Below are 22,386 nucleotides of genomic sequence, written 5' to 3'. Positions count from 1 at the left end.
TGCGTCTCCTCAATAGAGCACGATCGATTTGATGCCGCGCGCCGCACGCAAGTCCGCCAGCGCCTGATTGATGTCGTCCAGCGCCAGCGTGCGGGTGATCAACGGCGCCAGCCGGATGTCGCCGCGCAGATAGCGCGCGACATAGCCGGGCAATTCGCTGCGCCCCTTCACTCCGCCGAAGGCGCTGCCGCGCCACACCCGCCCGGTCACCAGTTGAAACGGGCGCGTGCTGATTTCCTGCGCGTCGTCGGCCACGCCGAGGATGACGCTCTCGCCCCAGCCCTTGTGGCAGCACTCCAGCGCCGCGCGCATCGCGCCGACATCGCCCACGCATTCGAAGCTGTGGTCGGCGCCGCCATCGGTGAGGTCCACGATCACCTGCTGGATTGGTGCGCCGTAGTCGCGCGGATCCAGGCAATCGGTGGCGCCCAACGCGCGCGCCAGCGCGAACTTGGCCGGGTCGATATCCACCGCGATGATGCGCCCGGCCTGCGCCAGCACCGCGCCCTGCACCACCGACAAGCCGATGCCGCCCAGGCCGAACACCGCCACGCAATCGCCGGGCCGCACATGCGTGCTGTTGAGCACCGCACCGACGCCGGTGGTGACCGTGCAGCCGAGCAGGCAGACCTGATCCAGCGCTGCCTCCGGCTGGATCCGCGCGACCGCGATCTCCGGCACCACGGTGTATTCGGAAAACGTGCTGATGCCCATGTGATGCAGGATCGGCCGGCCGTGCAGCGAGAACCGGCTGCTGCCATCGGGCATCAGCCCGCGCTCCTGGCTGCTGCGGATCGCCTGGCACAGGTTGGTGCGGCCGGAGCGGCAGAACTTGCACACGCCGCATTCGGGCATGTACAGCGGGATGACGTGATCGCCGGGCTGCACGCTGGTGACGCCGATGCCGACCGCCTCGACAATGCCCGCGCCTTCCTGCCCCAGGATCACCGGGAAGCTGCCCGCCTGCGCATGCGCCAATGCATGCGCATCGCCATGGCAGATTCCGGTGGCGACCAGGCGCACCAGCACCTCGCCGGGCCGCGGCGGCTGCAGGTCCACCTCTTCGATGGTCAGCGGCTGGTGCGGACCCCATGCCACCGCAGCGCGTGTCTTCATCCGGCCTCCCTGGCGCTGAGCGGCATGCCCGCCGCTCAGCGCGCGATGACCACGCCCCACGGCAGTTCGCCGACGGGGATCTGTTTGATCTCGCGCAACGCGACGGTGTCGATCACGCTGACCGTGTTCGAGCGCCCGTTGGCGACATACAGCTTGTCGCCGGCCGGGGTCAGCGCCGGATTCCACGGCCGCAGCCCCACCGCGATTTCGGCGAGACTGCGCGCAGTGTTGGTATCGATCACGCTGAGCGTGCCGGCACCGCCGTTGGACGCATACAGCCGCGTGCCGTCGGCCGACAATGCCACGCCCGCCGTGCGCACGCCGGCCGGCAGGCTGGCGCGGCGTTGGCGCGTCTGCAGGTCGATCACGTCGACCACATTGGCGGTTTCCTGCGCGATGTAGACGCTGTGCCCGTCGGGCGCGAACGCCATGCCGCGCGGATGGCCGCTGGTGGCGACCACGCCGCGCGAGCGACCGGTGGCCAGCTCGATCATGTCCATGTCGTTGGAGCCCTCGTTGCTGGTGAGCAGCCACTGCCCGTCCGGCGTGTAGGCGCAGTGCTCGGGCGCCTGCCCGCGCGTGGCGATCACCTGTTGCACGCTGAACTGTGCCGCATCGATCAACATCACCTGGTTCTGGCCTTCCACACACACCGCAAACTGCTTGCCGTCCGGCGACAGCGCAATGCCTTCGGCGTTCTCGCCGATCTCCACGCTGCGCAGCACCGCGTCGTTGTCGGTATCGAGTTCGATCAGGCGGTGATGCTCGGCATCGATCAGGTACAGATGCCCCTGCGGGCCCGGCAATACCTGCTGCAGACGCTTGCCCAGTTGCCCCTGCGCACTGAGCGTACGCACCACCGTGTCGGTGTGCGTATCGATCACCGACACCGTGCCGCTGCGCTGGTTGGGCACATAGGCAAATACCGGCGGCGTTGCGGGCACCGGTGCCGCGGCCTTCGTTGCAGGCAACGCTGCCGCCGGCGCAGCGTTGGACGCCGGCGGCTCCGCATCGCGCCGGCAACCGGCCAAGGCCAGCAGCGCGCCCAGCGCAGTTGCCGCAAGCAGGCACCGCCACCCGGTTGCCACTGGCCTCATTGCGCCTTGCCCGCGGTCTTGTTGATCGAATGGATGAAGGCGAGCAGTTTTTCGGTATCGCCCGGCTTGAGCACCGGCGCGAACGGCGGCATCTGCCCGACCACCTTTTCATGCCCGACCCGGGTCTTGCCGTGGGTGATCATCGCGGCGGTGCCTTCGCTGATCAGCGTGCGCAAGGTGTCGTCGTCGCTGCCATACACCCAGATGTCGTTGGTCAACGGCGGGCACATGCCGCCGCCACCGGTGCCGCCATGGCAGGCATTGCAGCCGGCGGAGAAATAGATCTTCTTGCCCTCGGCGATCAGCTCGGGCGTGACCTTGACCTCCGGCCCCTTCGGGATCGGCACCACGGTGGCCGGCGCTGCGGGCGGCGTGGCCGGATCCGGCGCAGGCCCGGCGGCCGGGTTGGGCACCGCGGCGCTCGCCGCCGCAGGCGCAGGCGCGGCAGTGCCGGTGGCCGGCGCCGGCGGGCTGGCAGCCGGTGCGGTGGCCGCCTCAGGCGCGGGCGCGGGCGGCGGTGCGTCCTTGCCGCAGGCGGCCAACACGACGCTGAGCATCACCGCGCACAGCGGTGCGCGCATGGAACGATCGAAACAACCCACGGTGGACTTGCGCATGAACGAACCTTTCTGATCGGAGGGAGCACCGCGCACCCCGTGCGCGCGGCGGGTGACACGGTCATTGCCGGGAGGGGTGCCTGGCCTCGGTGAGCAGCGTGGCCAGCGCGTTATCGCCGCGCGCCTGCGCTAATGCAGCGGCGGTCTTGCCGTCGCGATTGCGTGCGGCAGGGTCGGCGCCGGCCGCCAGCAGGCGCTTGGCCACCGCGTCGCGCCCGGCCGCGGCGGCCAGCATCAATGCGGTGACGCCGGCCTGGTTGGCGTGGCCGACGTCGGCACCGCCGGCCAGCACCGCATCGAGAATCGCCGGGTCGTCGCGCGCCACCGCAAACATCACCGGCGTGAAGCCGGTGGCATTGGCACCCCGTACATCCGCGCCCGCCTTGAGCAAGGCCTGCACCACACCGACATCGGCGTAGGACACCGCCAGGTCCAGCGCGCTCCAGCCATCACTGGAGACGGTGTCCACCGGCGCGCGCTTGCCGAGCAACCTGGTCACGCTGCCGGCATCGTTGGCCCAGGCCGCCTTCATCAAGGCGGTCCAGCCGCTGCCATCGCGCGCATCCAGGCGTGCGCCGGCATCGAGCAGCAGGCCGACCAGATCCGGTTCCTGGTTGCGGATGGCCTGATGCAACGGCGGCTCGCCGAGCAGGTTGGGACGGTTGGCATCGGCGCCATGCCGCAACAGCCACGCCGCACGCACCGCGTCGCCTGCATCCAGCGCATGCGCCAGTTCCTGGTTCGGGTCGGCACCGTCGGCGATGCGCAGTTGCAGCTGCGCCAGCTCCTGCGAGGACGCGGCCGGGCTTGGCGCCTTGGACACCGGCGTCGGCGTGGCATACGGCCCGTGCGCGGCCAGATCGCCGGCCACCACGCAGTCGCCACAGCGCACCAGCGGCACGTGATAGCTGCGCAGGATCTCGGCGATCTTTGCTGAACTCTGTTGCATGGCCGTGTTCAACGCATCGCGCAGGTCCGCGTTCTTGCGCGACACCGCCCACGCCATCGAATACTCCAGCACCGCATCGTCGATGGTATTGAGCGGCACCATGCCCAGGCCACCGCGTTGCGCGTAATAACCGGCCACCGGGCCCCAGGATTCGGCCGCATCCAGTTCATTGGCGGCGACGCGCTCGACCAGCTTGCCGGGATGTTCTTCCGGCGCCGTGGCCGAGTCGTAGAACAGGTATTGCACCTGGCCGCTGATGCCGTGCTCGTACAGGGCCTGGCGTGCGGGCGAGCTCTGGAACACGCCCAGCCGCAGTTTTTTCAGCGCCGGATCGTCCAGCGACGTCGGCACCAGATCCAGGCCCTTGCGCGTCACCAGCACATAGGCCGAGCGATACAGCGGGCGCGTGGTCAGGCCCTGCTCGAAATCGCTGTTGAGGTCCATCAACACATCGCAGCGGCCGGCAGTGATCGTGCTGCGTGCCAGCCCGCGTTGGTAATAGGTGCGCCACTCGTATTCCAGGCGCCGGCCCATGGCATCGGCCACGACTTGCGCGATCTTGTTCTGGAAGCCCTCGCCGGCCTTGTTGGACAGCGGCATGTTGCCCGGGTCGGCGCAGACCCGCAGCACGTGCGGATCGGGCGTTGGCGGTGGAGCACTGGCCGTGGCCGGTGCCGCAGTGGAGGCCGCCGTCGCGGGCGCCGCAGCGGAAGCAGAAGCGCGAGCCGTCGGTGAGGACGGCTCGCGGGTGCAGCCTGCGGCGACGAGTCCGAGGCTGCAAAGCACCAGCAGCCGACACAGCTGCCGGTGCATGCCACGCGCACCGGCAGCGAACTGCCGGTGCGCGCGTCCAACGCCTTGCGTGGAACTCATCGTGCGGTCTTCGCTGCGGTGTTGGCGGTGCCGCCGCCTGCAGCCGCCGTGGCGGTGGCACTGGCGGTCACGGTCTTGCCGGCACCATCGATCCGGAAGCTGTGCACCATGCCGCCGAGCGGGATCTTGTCGAAGCCGGCACCGAATGCCAGACCGGCTGCGCCCAGCGCGCCATACGGATCGGACGGATCCAGACCTGCGGCCACCGGCAGACCGATCCAGCCACCGATGCCGGAGAACACCGCCACGTACTGGTGCCCATTGGCCTTGTAGGCGATCGGGTTGCCGATGATGCCGGAGGGCAGTTTCATCTCCCACAGCTTCTTGCCGGTGTCCTTGTCCACCGCACGGAACCATCCATCCAGCGTGCCGTAGAACACCAGCCCGCCGTCGGTGACCAGGGTGCCGCTCCACACCGGGAACTTCTCCTTGATCTCCCACTTGGACTTGCCTTCCACCACGTCGAAGGCCTTGACGATGCCCAGTGCACCCGGCTCGTTGGGCTTCATCATCACGTTGGCGAACACGTAGGGCAGGCCCATCATGGTGTTGCCGCGTTCCTGCGGTTCCAGCTCCATATGCCAGTTGTTGGTGCCGCAGAAGAACACTGCCGCGTTGGCCGGATCCACCGAGCACGGCTGCTGGTCCTTGCCACCCATCGCCGACGGGAAGGCCTGCACCTTCTTGCCGCGTTCAAGCGGCGAATGCGCGGCCACCTTGACCGGGCGGCCGGTCTTCATGTCGATGCGTTCGGCCCAGTTGGCCGGCACGAACTTGTGCGCGCGCAGCAAGGTGCCGTCGCGGCGATCGAGCACGTAGGCAAAGCCGTTGCGATCGAACTGCACCACCGATGGCACCTGCTTGCCGTCGATGTTCAGATCGACCAGGATCGGCTCGTTGATGCCGTCGTAGTCCCACTGGTCGAACGGCGTCTTCTGGTAGCCCCACACCGCTTCGCCGGTATCGATCTTGCGCGCGAACAGGGTCATCGACCACTTGTTGTCATGCTCGCCGTTGTTGCATTCCTCCTGCGAGGTCTTGCCGCAGCGATACGACGGGCTCCACAGGCCGGGATTGCCGGTGCCGTAGTAGAGCAGCTTCAATTTCGGGTCGTAGCTGTACCAGCCCCAGGCCGCACCGCCACCACGCTTCCATTCGTCGTTGGGAAAGGTCTTGACGCCCAGATCGCCGAGCTGGCCATGCTGCGGGTTGGCCTTGTTGAAATCCGCACCCAGGCAGATCGATTTGTCAGTACCGGCCGCATCGCAGGACCAGGCCTGCTTGCCATCGGCCAGGTTGTAGGCAGCGACACGCCCAAGCACGCCGAACTCGTTGCCGCTGATACCGGCCACCACCTTGCCGTCGGCGATGATCGGCGCCATGGTGATGGTTTCGCCCTTGTCCGGGTGCGCAAGTTTCTGCTTCCACACTTCCTTGCCGGTCTTGGCATCGAGTGCGATCACATCGCCGCTCAGGCTGCCGAACACCAGCTTGCCATCGGCATAGGAGGCGCCACGGTTGACCGTATCGCAGCACGCCACCGCCACCGAGCGTTCGTCCTGCTGCGGGGTGTACTTCCACAACACCTTGCCGCCGTCGTCCTGCGCTGCCAGGTCGATGGCGAATACGTTGTTCGGATACGCGCTGACCATGTACATGACGCTGCCGATCACCAGCGGCTGACCTTCGTGGCCGCGCGTGGCATCGGTCTTCATTTCCCACGACATCTTCAGGTTCTTGACGTTGTCGCGATTGATCTCGGCCAGCGGACTGTGCCGGGTGAGCGCGAAGTCGCGCCCGATGCCGCCCCAGTTGTCCGGGTTGCTGGCATTGGTAGTGAACTCGCTGTCGGTATCGACCACGGCGGCGGCCGCCGGCGCGGCGGGTTTGGCGGCCGGTGCGGGCGTTGTCGTCGTTTCCGTGGCGGCGTCTTTCTTGCAGCCGGCCAACGCGGCGCTCAGCGCAAGCATGAGCAGCACACTGCTGCGCAGGCTGCGACAGGAAGATTGGTGCATATGCGTCTACCCCTCTCGATTGAACAACCAGTCGGTTGAAACATCCCGCAGCGCAGGCGTTGCACCCGCCAGTTGCACCGCGGACGTCGGAAACGTCGAGAGGGAAAGAGCAAACGCCATGCCAGCGCACTGGTGCGACGCACCATGTTGGAGCAGCAGGGTTTGATGTGATGGCAGTCGCTTGCGCAAGGCGCACTGTCACGGTTCTGGCACAGTTTGCGCCGGGCGTGCTGTGACATGGATGGTGCAGCGGGGGTGGGACTGCCTGTCGGTCAGTGCTGCGCACCTTGCACGCTTGAGGCGACATAGCTTGCTGTGGCTTGCGCAAGGCAACACCTCACCGAAGGCCAGCTACGTCGTCGAACGGGGTGCTGCCGCGCTTCCCTTCTCCCTTCGGGAGAAGGCGCCCGAAGGGCGGATGAGGGTACGGCGCAGACAGCCGTGTGCTGTCCGGCTTGCTGATGACGCGTTGCAAGATTCAGCAGCGTCCACGCCCCTTCGAGCGCATGTCACTTCCAATGCGATGACGGTGTCCTGATCGCCATCGCCATCGCCATCCAGCGACACGCGGCCAGCCACGCATCGCACTCCATGCTTCGCGCGCCTGGCCTACTCGCCAAAGCTCACGCTAGCGGTTCCACTGCGCCAGCAACTGCGTGCAATCCTGCAATCGCCAGTCGGCAAGACCGGGCCATGGATCGCCGGGTGTGTTGACCAGCACGGTGCAGGCACCGACTGCACGGCCGCAGGCCAGGTCGTTGTGGTGATCGCCGACCACGACCAGTGCTGTGCCCTCCACCGCCCAGCGTTGCGCAAAATACTGCAAGCCATCGGGTGCGGGTTTGGGGGCGGCCTCATCGCGGCCGACGATGTCGTCCCAGGCGAATGCATCGTGCAGGCCGATCGCCTGCAATGTCACCTGCGCCAATGCGCGCGCATTGCGGGTGAGCATGCCGAGCCGGCATCCGGCTGCCTGCAACGCACGCACCAGCGCCACTGCACCGGGCGCAGGCTGTGCGGCCTGTGCGAGTTCACGCTCGTGCGCGAGCAACCAGGCGTGTTTGGCTGCGGCCTGCTCGGCCGGCAGCGATGCCAGGTAGTGCAGGATGTCCGCCTCGGGCGGGATCTCCAACGCGCGTCGGATCAACGCGAAATCGTGCACCGCTTCGGTCAGCGTGCCGTCCATGTCGAACACCCAATGGCGGTAGCCGGACAACGCGGGCGAGATCTGTGTGATGGCCATGGCATCCATACGTGAGGAGACTCCAGAGATGGTGGCAACGCCGCAAGCCGTCAGGGAACGCACATCGCGCACTCACCCGAATGGACCGGCACCTCATGCCGATGCAGTACGCCGACTACGCAACTGTTGCCGTGCAAGGGCGGTGCGCCTACTTCCAGCCCGGCATCTGGGTGGTATCCAGGCCACCCACGTCGAACTCTGCCGTGCGCGTGCCGCCGGCTTTCACCGGGAACGCGATGCTGATGCGCTTGGCATTGCGCACCAGCTTCCACAGCGCCTTGTCGTCGTCGATGAACATCGCGATCGCTTCATCGGTGTCGGGGCGGTGCGCGGCCATCGGGCGTGCTGCGCCACCATCGGCCGAGACCTGCACCTTGCAGCCGCCATAGCAATTGAAGTCGCCGGCCTTGAGCACGAGATAGCTGTGACGCTTCCACTGCGGGTGATCGCGGAACACCAGGCTCACCGGCTTGGGGCCGCTGCCGTCGACATCCACGCGGCTCTTGGCATCGATCATCGCCGAGCGCTGCGTGCCGCCCTTGGCCGGCACCTGCGAGTACTGCCACAACGCCTGCATGCGGCGCAGTTCGCGCGCCTGGTCGCCCTTGGCCTTGATGTCGGCATAGCCGGGTTCGATGCGTGTGGCTGCCGCAGTGCCGGCGTAGCCTTCCAGCAGTGCGGCGCCATGCGCACGCGCCATGTCCCAGTTACCGGCCGTCACCGCCTCGTCGTATTGCTTGGCGAGTGCGTCGGCCTGCTGTTGCTTGGCTTGCGCCTGCGCGCTTGCCTGCGCCTGACGCTGCGCCTCGCGGTCGGTACAGCCACTCACCGCAGCGACGCACAAGGCCGCGCTCAGCAGATACTTCATCGTCGACTCCGGAAGGCATGAAAGGCAGCGGCAACGATACCAGCCTGCCCGCGACAGCCGCGATCAAACGGCCACACAGCGTAGGAGCGCACCCGGGCGCGATGGAGCATTCCCGGTAACGCCACGTCGCGCCCGGGTGCGCTCCTACAGCGGCGATTGCAGGGCGCGGTACTGCCCGCACGATGCAGCAAGGAAAGCGGCGGGAGGGCGTCTACAACGCCCTGCCCTGCCATTACGGCTGCGGCTGCGCCGGCCGTGCAGCCTTGGCCTTGGCGATCATCTCGGCCACCGATGCGGTGGTGATCGGGTGGTAGCTGGGCTTGGCCTTTTCGAAGGCCTGCTCGGCGAAGGCGATGCCGTCCGGGGTCTTCAACAACTCGGCGTAGATCGGCAGCACCAGCTTGCGGCGGCCGACGCGTTCGATGAACTCGCCTGCAGCGGGGCGCGCATCGGTGTAGCCGCTGCGGATCGCCAGCGGATACCAGCGCATGGCGATTTCGCCGTTCGGGGTGCCGGTGAAGTGGTAGGTCTCATCCAGCTGCTTGAGCTGCTCGGGCTTGAGCGTGGCGCCCATGCCGCTGAGGAAGTGCACCCATTCCTGCGTGCCCCATTCGCCGGTGACCTGCTTGCTCGGCAGCGTGCCGCTGCCGCTCCAGGCGATGCGTGCGGTGTCCACGATCGAGAAGCTGCGCGAGCGTGCCTTGGCGGCGAAGGCCGGGATGCCCGGCTGCTTCAACCACGCATCCACCTCGGCCGTGCTGACCGTGTTGGGATGCTTGTCCAGCAGGTTCTTGTTGAGGTAATCGACGAACTGGTCGGTGGTGGCGCTCTGGAACGCATGATCGTCGAACCAGCCGCGCAGGAACGGGTCGAACACCTCGCGGCCGAAGCGCTGCTCCAGGAACTGCAGGAACCACGCGCCCTTGACGTAGGCCACCTGGCTCAGGGCTTCGTCGGGGTCGCGCTCGGCCAGCGGCGGCAGCGCCAGCGCCTGGTCGGCCGGCGCCATGTCCTTCACTTCGGCCAGCAGGTCGCCCTGGTCGATCTCGCGCTCCATCTCGGCCATCTCCACGCCATACAGCGCCTCGGTGATGCGGGCCTGCACGTAGGTGGTGAAGCCTTCGTTGAGCCAGATGTCCTTCCAGCTGGCATTGGTCACCAGGTTGCCGGACCAGCTATGCGCCAGTTCGTGCGCGACCAGCGAGACCAGCGACTTGTCGCCGACGATCACGGTGGGCGTGGCGAAGGTCAGGCGCGGATTCTCCATGCCGCCGAACGGGAACGACGGCGGCAGCACCAGCATGTCGTAACGGCCCCAGCGATACGGGCCATAGAGTTTTTCGGCCGCACCGATCATCTTTTCGGTGTCTTCGAATTCCTTGGCGGCCTTGTCGGCCATGGCCGGCTCGGCCCACACGCCCGAGCGCGCGGAAATCGGCTTGAACACCACATCGCCGGCGGCGATCGCCAGCAGATAGGACGGAATCGGCTCGGGCATCTTGAAGCTGTAGTCGCCGTCGCGCGCGGCCTTGGGGTCGTTGTCGGCGCTCATCAGCACCATCACGTCCGGGCGCGAGGTCACGTGCGCGCTATAGGTGAAGCGCACGCTTGGGGTGTCCTGCAACGGCACCCAGCTACGCGCGTGGATCGCCTGCGACTGGCTGAACATGAAAGGCAACTGCTTGCCTTCGGTCATCGACGGCTCCAGCCACTGCAGGCCGGAGGCGGTCGGTGCGGTGTGATAGGTGATCACGACCTTGGCCGGCTGATTCGGCGCCTCGATGGTGAGCTTGCTGCCGAAGGTCTTGTCGGCCGGCGCCAGCGCGAACTGCAGCGGCGCCAGCGTGCCCTTGCCGTCGTCGGCCTGCACCTGCGCAATGCTCAGTTCGCGCGTGTCCAGCACCAGCTGCTTGGCGGCCTTGTCCTTCCATTCCAGCGTGTAGGTGGCGGTGCCGCCGATCTGCTTGGCGTCGAAATCCAGCTTCAGGTCCAGCGCCAGATCCTTGATCACCACCAGCTGCGGCTGGGCGTAGGAGCTTTCGTCGTGGTTGCGGGCGTCTGCTTTCACGGGGGCCTTGGCAGTGGTGGCCGGCGCGGCGGTGCTGGCGGCCGGCGGCGTGGACTCGTTGGAACAGCCGGCCAGCGCAATGGACACGGCCAGGGACAGCGACAGGAACGGGAAGCGCATCGACGGCACCGCAGCAAGGGAATTGGGCATTTTAACGCCCCGGGCGGTTGCCTGCCCGTGCGGCCGATGGCGAGCACGTGCCGGCCGCTCAACCCGCGCCGGCTGGGGACACCGTGCATGTCGCTGGCCGCATCGGCGCGAACCTTACGCAGCAACGGCGTTAATGGCGTAACTCAGGCTACCCGTGCCTAGCGTGCACCCGCCTGCGGCCCGGCCGCCAGGTGATTGCCGGATCGCCTAGACCACCGGATGGCTGCGCGGGCTGTCATGCCCGTCGCGTACCAGACGCCGGCCACCGGAGAACTTGGCGCGATACATCGCCGCGTCGGCGCGGCGATACAGCTCGGTGGCATCCAGGCCACGCTCGCACACCGCGCTGCCGGCGCTCACATGCAGGGGCGCCTCGTCGGCATCCTCGCGTTCGAGCATCGACAGCCATTGATTGAGCTTGAGCGTGGCGTCGTCCTCGCTGGCATGCACGCCGATCAGGAACTCGTCGCCGCCCCAGCGCCCGATCCAGTCCTGCGCGCCCAGCCAGCCGTAGGCCGATTCCACCAGCCTTACCAGCACACGATCGCCGGCCAGATGGCCGAAGCGGTCGTTGATCGGCTTGAGGTTGTCCATGTCCAGCACGAACAGCACGAACGGCCAGCCTTCGCGCTGCGCGGCGGTGACCGAATCGCGCATCGCCTGTTCGCAGCCGCGCCGGTTCAAGGCTTCGGTCAGCGGGTCGAACAAGGCGTGCTTCTTCAGATCGCGCATGCCGGCATCGATGCCGCGCAGGCTGCGATTGATGCCACGCAGCAACCGCCCCAGCTCGTCGTCGCCATGTTCGGGCAGGCTGGGCAGACGTTGATCGGCGTAATACGCATCCAGTGCGTCGGCGGCGATGCGCAGCGGTGCGAGCAGGCGATACAGGGCCGACAGGGTCGCCGCAGTGCCAGCCAGCGTGGCCAGCAGCGCCACGATCACCACCGACCACAGCGGGCGCCCGCTCAACTCGCTTTGCGCGGCCAGCCAGGCGATCAACAACAGCAACGGCAGGTGGATGCCGACAAAGGTCACCGCCAGCAGCTTGGCGCTGAAGGAGCGGGGAAACACGCGCGACAACCCTGCGTACAAGCGCATCCACGTCTCCGGCAAAAGAGCGCCTAGTGTCGCCGACCGTTGGTGGAGCCAACGCGACGGGAGTCTCAAAAATTTGTCGGCAAACGCACCTGCGCACAGTGCAATCGTGCGGCAAGCGAACACGAGCATGGCGTGCTCGTGCGATATCCGACGCGCGATGTCCGGCGCATGCTGCGCGCCGGACCGGACGCTCAGATCATGCTGGGTCGGATCCGGGTCAGATCTTGTAGCCGGAGTGGATCGCCACGATGCCGCCGGTCAGGTTCTTGTAGTGGCAACGCGCAAATCCGGCCTCGCCCATCATGCCCTTGAGCGATTCCTGCGGCGGGTGCTTGCGGATGCTTTCTGCCAGGTACTGGTAGCTGTCGGCGTCGCGCGCGAACAGCTGGCCCAGCCTGGGCAGGATCTTGAACGAGTGGAAGTCGTAGATCGGCTTGAACCAGTCGGCGGTGACTTCGGAAAATTCCAGCACGCGCGCCTGCCCGCCCACCTTCAACACGCGATACATCTCGCGCAGCGCGGCGTCCTTGTCGGTGACATTGCGCAGGCCGAAGGAAATGGTCACCAGATCGAAGCTCTGATCCGGGAACGGCAGCGCCTCGGCATTGCATTGCACGTAATCGAAGCCGGCCACCAGGCCGCGGTTGGTCAGCCGGTCGCGGCCTACCGACAGCATGCCGGCATTGATGTCGCCCAGCACCACCGCGCCCTCGTTGCCGACGCGCTCCTTGAGCAGCACGGCGATGTCGCCGGTACCGCCGGCCAGGTCCAGCACACGGTCGCCCGGCTTCACCTGCGCGGTCGCCACGAAGTAGCGTTTCCATGCGCGGTGCACGCCCAGACTCATCAGATCGTTCATCAGGTCGTAGTTGCGCGCGACCGAGGTGAACACTTCGCCGACCAGCTTCTGCTTGTCCTTGGCAGCGACGTCGCGGAAGCCGAAATGGGTGGTACCGGAGGTATAGGGGGATTCGCTCATGGGCGGATTATCGCACTGCTGACGCCGCCATGACCGCAACCGGACCACAATCGCTGCCTTCCCTGCGACCGGCCCTGCGAGCCCTGCGTGCACGACAAGTACGTCCAGCGCGACTGGCAGCCCCACGAGAAGCCCACCCTGCCCGGGTCGGCCTCCACCCCCCTGCACTCCACCCGGCGCCGCATCCAGTACGGGCTGGTGGGCGTGGTGGTGGCGCTGACCGGCGGGCTGAGCAATGCGCTGGTCACCGCCAACCTGACCTATCTGCAGGGCACGCTGGGCGCCTACGCCACCGAAATGGCCTGGCTGCCGGCCGCCTACGTGATGACCAACATGTCGGCCAACCTGCTGCTGGTGAAGTTCCGCCAGCAGTTCGGGCTGCGGCGCTTCACCGAGATCTTCCTGGCGCTGTATGCGGTCATCGCCTTCGCGCATCTGTTTGTGCACAGCCTGAGCTCGGCGATCACCGTGCGTGCCGCGCACGGATTGGTGGGCGCCGCGCTCAGCTCGCTGGGGCTGTATTACGTGATCCAGGCGTTCCCGGCCAAATACCGGCTCAAGGCGGTGGTGACCGGGCTGGGGGTGACCCAGCTGGCGCTGCCATTGGCGCGGGTGTTCTCCACCGATCTGCTGGAATTTGCACAGTGGCAGGGCCTGTACCTGTTCGAACTGGGCCTGGCGGTGTTCGCGCTGGCCTGCGTGCTGGCGCTCAAGCTGCCGCCCAGCGACCGCTATCGCGTGTTCGAGCCGCTGGATTTCCTCACCTTCAGCCTGTTCGCGGCCGGGTCGGCCGGGCTGGCTGCGGTGCTGTCGCTGGGGCGGCTGCTGTGGTGGACCAGCACACCGTGGCTGGGCGTGGTGCTGGCGGCCTCCATCGTGCTGCTGTGCACGGCGGCGTGGATCGAGCACAACCGCCGCAACCCGATGATCAACACGCGCTGGCTGGCCAGCGGCGACATGCTGCGGCTGGGCCTGGCGATCCTGCTGATCCGGCTGGTACTGTCCGAGCAGAGCACCGGCGCGATCGGCTTCTTCCAGACCCTGGGACTGGCCAACACGCAGCTGCAGACCCTGTTCGCGCTGATGTTGCTGGGCGCAGTGGTCGGCGTTGCCGCCAGCGCGTGGCTGATCAATCCGGCGCGGGTGGCCGAGCATCTGATCATTGCGGTGGCGGCGATCTGCATCGGCTGTTTCATGGATGCCGATGCCACCAGCCTCACCCGCCCGGAGCAGATGTACGTCAGCCAGTTCCTGCTCGCCTTTGGCAGCACCTTCTTCATCGGCCCGGCGATGGTGGCCGGGCTGGGCCGGGTCATCGCGCAGCCCGGCAATCTGATCAGCTTCATCGTGCTGTTCGGCATGGCACAGAACATGGGCGGCCTGCTCGGCAGCGCACTGCTCGGCACCGTGCAGGTCGTGCGCGAGAAATACCATTCCAGCCAGCTGGTCGAACATCTGGCATTGACCGACCCGCAAGTGGCCGCGCGCGTGCAGGCCTATGCCGCGCTGTACGGCCGCAGCATCGGCGACCCGGCCCTGCGCCAGGCCCAGGGCGTGCACGCCCTGGGCAGCGTGGCCACGCGCGAAGCCAATGTGCTCGCCTATAACGACGTGTTCCTGTTGATCGGCTGCATCGCCATCGCCACCGGGCTGTGGATCCTGTCCGTGCTGGTGTGGCGGCGTTACCTGCGCCCATCCGCTGCGTCCCCCTCTCCTGCTTCCACCGCGCGCCCATGAATACACCTGCAGCTTCAACCTCTCCTGCCGATCTGCAACGCCGCAGGCGCCGCCGCATCGGTGGCGTGATCGGCTTCGGCGGGCTGGCCCTGCTCGGTGTCGCCCTGGTGCTGTATGCATGGCGCCTGCCGCCGTTCGTCAGCGCCGTCGAGCGCACCGAAAACGCGATGGTGCATGGCCAGATCACGGTGATCGCGCCGCAGGTCAGCGGGTATGTCACCGAGGTGCCGGTGCAGGACTTCGCCCACGTCAAACACGGCCAGTTGCTGGCCAGGATCGACGACCGCATCTATGCCCAGCAGCTCGAACAGGCCAGGGCGCAGCTGCAGACCGCGCAGGCCAACCTGTCCAACTGGGACCAGCAGCGGCATAGCGCCGATGCCACCATCGCCGAACAACGCGCCGCACTGAGCAGCAATCAGGCCCAGCGCGACCGCACCCGCTCGGCGTATGCGCGCGCGCAGCAGCTGGCCGAGCAGAAACTGGTATCCGAACAGGATCGCGACACCGCCTTCGCCGCACGTGCGCAGGCCGATGCCGGCGTGGCACAGGCGCGTGCCGCCGTGCAGGCCGCCGAGGAGAACGCACGCAGCGTCACCGTCAATCGCGCCGCCCTGGAAGCGGCGGTGGCCAATGCGCAAGCGGCCGTGCAACTGGCGCAGATCAATCTGGACAACACGCGCATCCTGGCCCCGCGCGATGGCCAGCTCGGCCAGCTCGGCGTGCGCCAGGGCGCCTACGTCACCAATGGCACGCAGCTGATGTCGCTGGTGCCGGACACGTTGTGGATCGTGGCCAATTTCAAGGAAACCCAGATGGCCAAGATCCGCATCGGGCAACGCGCCAGCTTCACCGTGGATGCGTTGGACAATGCGCGTCTGCACGGCCGTGTGCAGGAAATCTCCCCGGCCGCCGGCTCGGAATTCAGCGTATTGCCGGCCGACAACGCCACCGGCAACTTCGTCAAGATCGCCCAGCGCATTCCGCTGCGCATCAGCGTCGATCCGGACCAGACGCTGGCACCGCGGCTACGCCCGGGCATGTCGGTGGTGGTGGCGATCGACACCGACAGCGCGGTCGACTGACGCGACACAGCCGCTATCATGCGGTGATGTCGTCCCTGTCCCCATCCTCGCTGCACTGGCAATGCCTGCGCTTCGACCAACTGAGCACCACGCAGTTGTACACGCTGCTGCGGCTGCGCTCGGATGTGTTCGTGGTGGAGCAGCAGTGCGCGTATCCGGAGCTGGATGGCAAGGACAGCCTGCCGGGTGTGCTGCATCTGCTCGGCAGCACCGACGACGGTGCGTTGGCCGCCTATCTGCGCGTGCTACCGCCCGGTGTGAGTTACCCCGAGCCGAGCATCGGCCGGGTAGTGATTGCCGCCACGCAGCGCGGCCACGGCTTCGCACATGCATTACTGCTGGAAGGCTTGCGGCTGGTGCACCGGCAGTGGCCCGCCAGCGCCGTGCAACTCGGCGCGCAGGCGCACCTGCAGGCGTTCTACGCCGCACACGGTTTCACGCCCTCGTCCGCACCGTATCTGGAAGACGGCATTCCCCACATCGACATGCTGCGTCGCGCCGACGCCGCCACCCAGGAGCCTGCATGATCACCACCCCCGACTACCGCGCACTGCTCGACACCGCCATTGCCGAAGCCCGCCAGGGCCTGGCCGAAGGCGGCATCCCGATCGGCGCGGCGCTGTACCACAACGACGGACGTCTGCTCGGTTGCGGCCACAACCGCCGCGTGCAGGAAAACGATCCCTCCGTGCACGGCGAGACCGATGCCTTCCGCAAGGCCGGCCGGCAACGCCGCTACAAGGACACCATCATGGTCACCACGCTGGCGCCGTGCTGGTACTGCAGCGGGCTGGTGCGCCAGTTCAATATCGGCACCGTGGTGGTCGGCGAGTCGGTCACCTTCCAGGGCGGCGTGGCCTGGCTGCGCGAGCACGGCGTCACTGTCATCGACCTGCAGAGCCAGGAATGCATCGACCTGCTGGGCGGCTATATCTCGGCCAACCCCGACGTGTGGAACGAGGATATCGGCGAGGACTGAGCGGTTTGGCTGCAGAGCGCTTGATCTGCGGCTTGGCTGCGAGGCCCTTGCCCGCCCACCATCGCAGGACACGCCGCAAGTACGTCCATGTAGGCTCTTACGCGGCATCCATGCCGCGTAAGGTCCCGCGACGGTGGGCGGGCAAGCACCAAGTCGAGATGGTCGGTGTGCTTGCTTAAGAGCAGCAAGGGCAGTGCGTGATGCACGCCGTGTCCCTGATGCGCCGGCTCGAAGTCCGACACACGTTCGGCAAACAGCTTTTCACGCGGCCACCGACCAACTCTCTAGTGCGGTGCCCTCGCCGTCAGAGGATATAGCGGCTCAGGTCGGGGTCCTGCACCAGTTCGCCGAGCTGCGCATCGACGTAGGCCGCATCGACCGTGACGCTCTGGCCGTCGCGATCCGGCGCCTCATAACTCAGCACATCGAGCAGACGCTCCAGCACTGTATGCAGGCGGCGCGCGCCGATGTTTTCCTGCCGCTCGTTGACCTGCGCGGCGATCTCGGCAAGGCGCTCCACCGCATCCGCGCCGAAGGTCAGGCGCACGCCCTCGGTCTGCAGCAGGGCTTCGTACTGCTTGATCAACGCCGCCTTTGGCTCGGTGAGGATGCGCACGAAATCGGCCTTGGTCAGCGCGGTCAATTCGACACGGATCGGGAAACGGCCCTGCAATTCGGGAATCAGATCGCTGGGCTTGGCCAGATGGAACGCGCCGGAGGCGATGAACAGGATATGGTCGGTCTTGACCGTGCCGTACTTGGTCGACACGTTGGAACCTTCCACCAGCGGCAACAGATCGCGCTGCACGCCTTCGCGACTGACATCGCCGCCGTTGGAGCCGGCTTCGCCACGCTTGGCGACCTTGTCGATCTCATCGATGAACACGATGCCGTGCTGCTCGCAGGCTTCGATCGCCGCCGCACGCACGTCGTCTTCGTTGACCAGCTTGCCGGCTTCTTCTTCGATCAGCAGCGGGCGCGCGGCCTTGATGGTGAGCTTGCGCTTCTGCGACTTGCCGCTGCCCAGGTTGGAAAACATCTGCCGCAGCTGCTGGCCCATTTCTTCCATGCCCGGCGGGGTCATGATGTCCATGCTGGCGTTGACCGCCACTTCCAGCTCGATCTCGCGCTCGTCCAGCTCGCCGCTGCGCAGCATGCGGCGGAACTTGATGCGGGTGTCGTTGTCCTGCGCCGAGGGCTCGTTGCGCGCCGCTTCCGGATCGAACCCGATCCCGGCCGCGCGGCGTGGCAGCAGCGCATCCAGGAGGCGGTCTTCGGCGCGTTCTTCGGCCTGGTTGCGCACGCGCACCTTGGCCTGTTCGCGATACAGCTTGACCGAGGTGTCGGCCAGGTCGCGAATGATCTGTTCCACATCCTTGCCGACATAGCCGACTTCGGTAAAGCGCGTGGCTTCCACCTTGACGAACGGCGCATTGGCCAAGGTGGCCAGACGCCGCGCGATCTCGGTCTTGCCGACGCCGGTCGGGCCGATCATCAGGATGTTCTTGGGCATCACCTCGTTGCGCAGCTCTTCGGGCAGCTGCATGCGGCGCCAGCGATTACGCAGCGCGATGGCAACCGCACGCTTGGCATCGTGCTGGCCAACGATATGACGGTCGAGCTCCTGCACGATTTCGCGCGGAGTCATGGTTGAGGTATCGGAATTTGGCATTGGGGATTGGGGATTCGTAAAAGCGGAGTAGGAACGATCGATGCGTGTCCGGGCGCAGGGAAAGGAGTGCTTTTGCGAATCCCCAATCCCAAATCCCGACTCACAGCTCTTCGACCACCACATTGCGATTGGTATAAATGCAGATATCGCCGGCGATGTTGATCGCTTCGGTGGCGATGGTCTTGGCATCGAGTTCGGTGTGCGCCAGCAGCGCGCGGGCAGCCGACAGGGCGTACGAACCGCCCGAGCCGATGGCGATGATGCCGTCTTCCGGTTCGATCACATCGCCGGTCCCGCTGATGATCAGCGAGGTTTCCTTGTCGGCGACCGCAAGCAGCGCCTCAAGCTTGCCCAGGCGGCGCTCGGTGCGCCAATCCTTGGCCAGCTCCACGGCGGCACGGGTCAGTTGCCCATGCTTGTCGAGCTTGGCTTCGAACAGCTCGAACAGGGTGAACGCATCGGCGGCGGCGCCGGCAAAACCGGCCAGCACCTGCCCCTCGCGGCCGAGCCGGCGCACCTTGCGCGCATTGCCCTTCATGACGGTGTGGCCGAGGGTGACCTGGCCATCGCCGGCAACGGCGACATGCCCACCACGCCGAACCGAAATGATGGTGGTGGCGTGAACGATGTTGGGGTTCTGGCTGGGGTCCATGGGTCCTCCGGGGGTTTCCAATGAGGTGGGGACGCCCCTGCCGGGTTCAAGCATGCTGCGCGCATGTGGCGCGGGCGGCTGATGCAGCGCGCTCAGACGGCAGACAGCATGCGTCTGCGCTCCCGGCACGCAGCGATTGAGCAGCCGCACACGAGAACGATTGGGAGCGTGGTGTGCGCTTCGGGATGAACCGGGTGATCGTCGCCGGCGCGGAGACGCTGCTGCGCAAACCTGTCACCGCAGTATGCGGCCGTCATATGCGCATCACTGCAAGAAACGCTCCGGCCCGAATAACCATGCAGGCCCGCGCATGGATCCGCGTACCTCTCCGAATGGGAGAGCGGCTCAAGAGCGGCGATTCGCACGCGGCGGTACTTCAGAGAAGTGGTTAACCGCCAAGCGCAACACACGCCGCGCCACTCACTCAGCAGCTTTCTTGCGCCTGGCGCGCGGATGCGCAGCGTCGTAGACCTTGGCCAGGTGCTGGAAATCCAGATGCGTATAGATCTGCGTGGTGGCGATGTCCGAATGGCCGAGCAATTCCTGCACGCCGCGCAGGTCGCCGGAGGATTCGAGGATGTGGCTGGCAAAGCTGTGCCGCAGCATGTGCGGATGCACGTCCTTGAACATGCCCTGGCGCACCGCCAGTTGCTTGATGCGGATCTGTACTGCACGCTGCGAAATCGCACCGCCGGCGCGGCCGGGGAATACATGGGTGTCGGCACGCCCGCCGCTGTCGCGCAGCCAGTCCCGCAGCGCGCCGATCGCATGCGAACCTACCGGCACCAGGCGCTGCTTGCCGCCCTTGCCGAGCACCATCACCAAGCCGCTGTCCAGATCCAGGTCGCGCCAGCGCAGCGCGCAGAGCTCGCTCAGGCGCAGCCCGGATGAATAGAACAGCTCCAGCAAGGCGCGATCGCGTAGGCCCAGCGGCGCGTCGGTGGGCACCTCGACCAAACGCACCGCTTCATCGGCATCCAGTACCTGCGGCAATTTACGCGGCGCCTTGGGCGCACGCAGCGCCGCCGCCGGACTTGCGGCAATGCGGCCATGCTTGAGCAACCAGGCGTAGTAACTGCGGCATGCCGACAGACGACGCTGCAGGCTCTTGGCCGACAACCCGCGTCGGTGCTCGGACGCAACGAACTGCCGCAACTGTGCGCTATCGAGCTGCGCCACATCGTCGATGGCCTGTTCGCCGGCCCAGCCCACCAACGCGGCAAGATCGCGCTGGTAGGCATCCAGCGTATGCGCCGACACCTGCCGCTCGACCTGCAGATATCCCAGGAAGTCGTCGACCGACGCCACCTCAGATTCCTCGCTGCCGCACCATCGGCGCGGCCATCCAGCGCAGGCTGCACGCATCGGCGCACCCTGCACGGCGCATCATGTGTCGAAGCGCTGCAAGGCTACGCCCAGGGACTCGCCCATCATGCGCAGGAACAAGGTGCCCATGCCGGGATAGAAACGGTTGGCGTCGCTGCTGCCGACCGCAATCAGGCCGATGCCGGGCAACGGCAGCAGCGCGGTAGATTGCACGTTGGCAGCCTGGTCGGCGTACAGCAGCGCGTGTTTTTCTGCCTGCAGGCGGCCGCAGATCGGCTCGCCGTCGCTCAGGCAATCGCGGAACGGGGCAAGCCGTGCATCGTCGGCGGCGATGATCTGCAGCCAGTCGGCCTCCAGGCCGGCGACCGGCTTGAGCAACACCAGCCGCACCAGTTCGCCATTGAAATCTTCCGCCAGCGAGGCGGCCATCGCCTTGAGCGTGTCGGCCGCGCTGGTCTGGCGCATCAGCGCCAGGGTCAGTTGATGCGTGCGTACCGCCAGGCGCTCGTTGTCCTGCGCATTGTGGCCAAGCTCGTGCAGGCGCCGCGACAGTTCGCGGTTCTTGTCGCGCAGCACTTCCAGCTGATAGGTGGCCAGCGAGGCGGTGGGGCCGTCGTCGCGCGGCACCAGCAGACTCACCGCCAGATCCGGGAACTGCTTGAGGAAGGTCGGGTGGCGCCGCAACCAGGTTGCCACTTCGTGCGCGCTGAATTTATCCGTGTTCTCGCTCATCAGTTCCACTCTCCATCGAAGACGAACACGGCCGGACCGGACATCACGACGTCCTGTTGTTCGCCGGCCCAACGGATGCGCAGCGCGCCGCCGGGCAAGGACACCTGCACGTCGCGCTCGACACGGCCACGCTGCATCAGCACCACCGCCGCCGCGCAGGCACCGCTGCCGCAGGCCAGGGTTTCGCCGACGCCGCGTTCGAACACACGCAGGCGCACATGCGTCGGGTCGACCACCTGCACAAAGCCGACGTTGACCGAATCGGGGAACGCGGCGTTCTGCTGCAACAGGCCGCCGACGCGTTCCACCGGCGCCGCCTCCACCCGCCCCACTTCCACCACGGCATGCGGGTTGCCCATCGACACCGCGCCAAAGCGCACGGTTTCGCCATGCACCGGCAGCGCGTATTCCTCGCGCGCATGCGCAAAGCCGGCCAGCGGGATCTGCGTGGGCTCGAACTGCGGCACGCCCATCGCCACCGCATAGGTGCCGGCGTCCAGACGCTGCACGCGGTGGGAGGTGAACGGGCTATCGATGACGAAGTCATCGCCCTGCGCGGTGCCGTCGCGCACCAGCCAGGCCGCCACACAGCGCGCGCCGTTGCCGCATTGGCGCGCGGCCGAGCCGTCGGAATTCCAGATGCCGTAGGCGGCCACCGCCTCGCTGCTGCGCGGGGTTTCGATGGTCAGGATCTGGTCGCAGCCCACCCCGAAATGGCGATCGGCCAGGCGTGCGGCCAGCGCAGCATCCGGCGGCGGCGTGCCGTCGCGCAGGTCCAGCAGCACGAAATCGTTGCCGGCGCCATGCATTTTGGTGAAACGCAGACGCCCGCTGTGGCCGTCAGCGCTCATTGCCGCTGCTAGCGGGCTGGTCGGTGGTGGGTGCGGGCTGCGTATCGGTGTTCACCGGCGCAGGCGCAGGCGAGGACTCATCCAGCGGTTGCGGCGCGTCCGGCGGCTGCAGCACGGGCTGGGCTTCCACCGGCACCGGCTTCTGCGGCATTACCAGCGGGCCCTTGTTGCCGCAGGCGGCAAGCAGGACAAAGGTCGCACCAATCAGTGCGAGACGAACAGACGGTCGGGACATGATGCTCATGGCCGAAGTATAGCCAGAACACCCTGACTGCCGTG

20 protein-coding genes are annotated in these 22,386 nt (G+C 66.8%); 4 read left to right on the top strand and 16 right to left on the bottom strand.

The features are described 5' to 3' along the window. Window positions 1–9 precede the first annotated feature (9 nt). From AC1KVE_RS06300 to ubiE, 10 genes are all read right to left on the bottom strand, one after another. Complete coding sequence (locus AC1KVE_RS06300) at window positions 10–1,116, bottom strand: S-(hydroxymethyl)glutathione dehydrogenase/class III alcohol dehydrogenase (RefSeq protein ID WP_126965491.1); 1,107 nt, start codon at window positions 1,114–1,116, stop codon at window positions 10–12. 35 nt (window positions 1,117–1,151) lie between these two features. Further along, entirely contained in the window at window positions 1,152–2,213 is a 1,062-nt protein-coding gene (locus AC1KVE_RS06295) for a beta-propeller fold lactonase family protein (RefSeq protein WP_481092191.1), read from the bottom strand. Continuing rightward, the gene (locus tag AC1KVE_RS06290; protein ID WP_047128075.1) at window positions 2,210–2,866 is read right to left on the bottom strand and encodes a c-type cytochrome; all 657 of its coding nucleotides are present in this window, start codon (window positions 2,864–2,866) and stop codon (window positions 2,210–2,212) included. The genes AC1KVE_RS06295 and AC1KVE_RS06290 overlap by 4 nt, the downstream gene beginning before the upstream one ends. Window positions 2,867–2,891: 25 nt before the next feature. Then, window positions 2,892–4,652, bottom strand: a complete 1,761-nt coding sequence (locus AC1KVE_RS06285) for a quinoprotein dehydrogenase-associated putative ABC transporter substrate-binding protein (protein ID WP_481092192.1) — start codon at window positions 4,650–4,652, stop codon at window positions 2,892–2,894. Continuing rightward, window positions 4,649–6,667: a methanol/ethanol family PQQ-dependent dehydrogenase gene (locus AC1KVE_RS06280; RefSeq protein WP_481092193.1), complete on the bottom strand. Its 2,019-nt coding sequence runs from the start codon at window positions 6,665–6,667 to the stop codon at window positions 4,649–4,651. The genes AC1KVE_RS06285 and AC1KVE_RS06280 overlap by 4 nt, the downstream gene beginning before the upstream one ends. Before the next feature lie 628 nt (window positions 6,668–7,295). Further along, window positions 7,296–7,919 carry an HAD family hydrolase gene (locus AC1KVE_RS06275; RefSeq protein ID WP_481092194.1) on the bottom strand — a complete coding sequence of 208 codons (624 nt, stop codon included), beginning with the start codon at window positions 7,917–7,919 and terminating at the stop codon, window positions 7,296–7,298. Window positions 7,920–8,058: 139 nt separating this feature from the next. Continuing rightward, window positions 8,059–8,778, bottom strand: a complete 720-nt coding sequence (locus tag AC1KVE_RS06270) for a hypothetical protein (protein ID WP_065032122.1) — start codon at window positions 8,776–8,778, stop codon at window positions 8,059–8,061. A 232-nt stretch (window positions 8,779–9,010) separates the two neighbouring features. After that, on the bottom strand, window positions 9,011–10,966 hold the full coding sequence (locus AC1KVE_RS06265) for a M1 family metallopeptidase (protein WP_481092215.1): 1,956 nt from the start codon (window positions 10,964–10,966) through the stop codon (window positions 9,011–9,013). 237 nt (window positions 10,967–11,203) lie between these two features. Next, window positions 11,204–12,094 (bottom strand): GGDEF domain-containing protein, encoded by an 891-nt coding sequence (locus AC1KVE_RS06260; protein WP_024940237.1) that lies wholly within the window; start codon window positions 12,092–12,094, stop codon window positions 11,204–11,206. Window positions 12,095–12,311: 217 nt separating this feature from the next. Further along, on the bottom strand, window positions 12,312–13,073 hold the full coding sequence (gene ubiE / locus AC1KVE_RS06255; RefSeq protein ID WP_016903622.1) for a bifunctional demethylmenaquinone methyltransferase/2-methoxy-6-polyprenyl-1,4-benzoquinol methylase UbiE: 762 nt from the start codon (window positions 13,071–13,073) through the stop codon (window positions 12,312–12,314). Between the two features lie 87 nt (window positions 13,074–13,160). Between ubiE and AC1KVE_RS06250 the strand changes: the two genes are divergently transcribed. From AC1KVE_RS06250 to AC1KVE_RS06235, 4 genes are read left to right on the top strand one after another with little or no spacing between them, the layout of a single operon-like run. Then, window positions 13,161–14,810 carry an MFS transporter gene (locus AC1KVE_RS06250; protein WP_481092195.1) on the top strand — a complete coding sequence of 550 codons (1,650 nt, stop codon included), beginning with the start codon at window positions 13,161–13,163 and terminating at the stop codon, window positions 14,808–14,810. Next, complete coding sequence (locus AC1KVE_RS06245; RefSeq protein ID WP_184230195.1) at window positions 14,807–15,895, top strand: HlyD family secretion protein; 1,089 nt, start codon at window positions 14,807–14,809, stop codon at window positions 15,893–15,895. The genes AC1KVE_RS06250 and AC1KVE_RS06245 overlap by 4 nt, the downstream gene beginning before the upstream one ends. Before the next feature lie 26 nt (window positions 15,896–15,921). Next, entirely contained in the window at window positions 15,922–16,422 is a 501-nt protein-coding gene (locus AC1KVE_RS06240) for a GNAT family N-acetyltransferase (protein ID WP_104556052.1), read from the top strand. Further along, a complete protein-coding gene (locus AC1KVE_RS06235) occupies window positions 16,419–16,874 on the top strand; it encodes a nucleoside deaminase (protein WP_024940233.1) in 456 nt (151 codons plus the stop codon). The genes AC1KVE_RS06240 and AC1KVE_RS06235 overlap by 4 nt, the downstream gene beginning before the upstream one ends. Window positions 16,875–17,178: 304 nt before the next feature. Here the strand turns inward: AC1KVE_RS06235 and hslU are convergent, their stop codons facing one another. The 6 genes from hslU to lptM all read right to left on the bottom strand — a co-directional run bounded on the left by hslU (window position 17,179) and on the right by lptM (window position 22,351). Continuing rightward, window positions 17,179–18,546, bottom strand: a complete 1,368-nt coding sequence (gene hslU, locus AC1KVE_RS06230) for an ATP-dependent protease ATPase subunit HslU (protein ID WP_024940232.1) — start codon at window positions 18,544–18,546, stop codon at window positions 17,179–17,181. 100 nt (window positions 18,547–18,646) lie between these two features. Continuing rightward, the gene (hslV, locus tag AC1KVE_RS06225; RefSeq protein ID WP_005997221.1) at window positions 18,647–19,198 is read right to left on the bottom strand and encodes an ATP-dependent protease subunit HslV; all 552 of its coding nucleotides are present in this window, start codon (window positions 19,196–19,198) and stop codon (window positions 18,647–18,649) included. Between the two features lie 420 nt (window positions 19,199–19,618). Next, complete coding sequence (xerC, locus tag AC1KVE_RS06220; protein ID WP_102252849.1) at window positions 19,619–20,506, bottom strand: tyrosine recombinase XerC; 888 nt, start codon at window positions 20,504–20,506, stop codon at window positions 19,619–19,621. A gap of 78 nt (window positions 20,507–20,584) precedes the next feature. After that, entirely contained in the window at window positions 20,585–21,256 is a 672-nt protein-coding gene (locus AC1KVE_RS06215; RefSeq protein WP_024940230.1) for a DUF484 family protein, read from the bottom strand. Continuing rightward, a complete protein-coding gene (gene dapF, locus AC1KVE_RS06210; protein ID WP_481092196.1) occupies window positions 21,256–22,107 on the bottom strand; it encodes a diaminopimelate epimerase in 852 nt (283 codons plus the stop codon). Before dapF ends, AC1KVE_RS06215 begins: the two co-directional genes overlap by 1 nt. Then, window positions 22,097–22,351: an LPS translocon maturation chaperone LptM gene (gene lptM / locus AC1KVE_RS06205; protein ID WP_104571053.1), complete on the bottom strand. Its 255-nt coding sequence runs from the start codon at window positions 22,349–22,351 to the stop codon at window positions 22,097–22,099. Before lptM ends, dapF begins: the two co-directional genes overlap by 11 nt. Window positions 22,352–22,386: the final 35 nt, after the last annotated feature.

Source organism: Xanthomonas sp. NCPPB 2864 (genome assembly GCF_056675615.1).
Note: the sequence above shows the minus strand (reverse complement) of the source record. Positions and strands in the feature narration are given on the sequence as shown.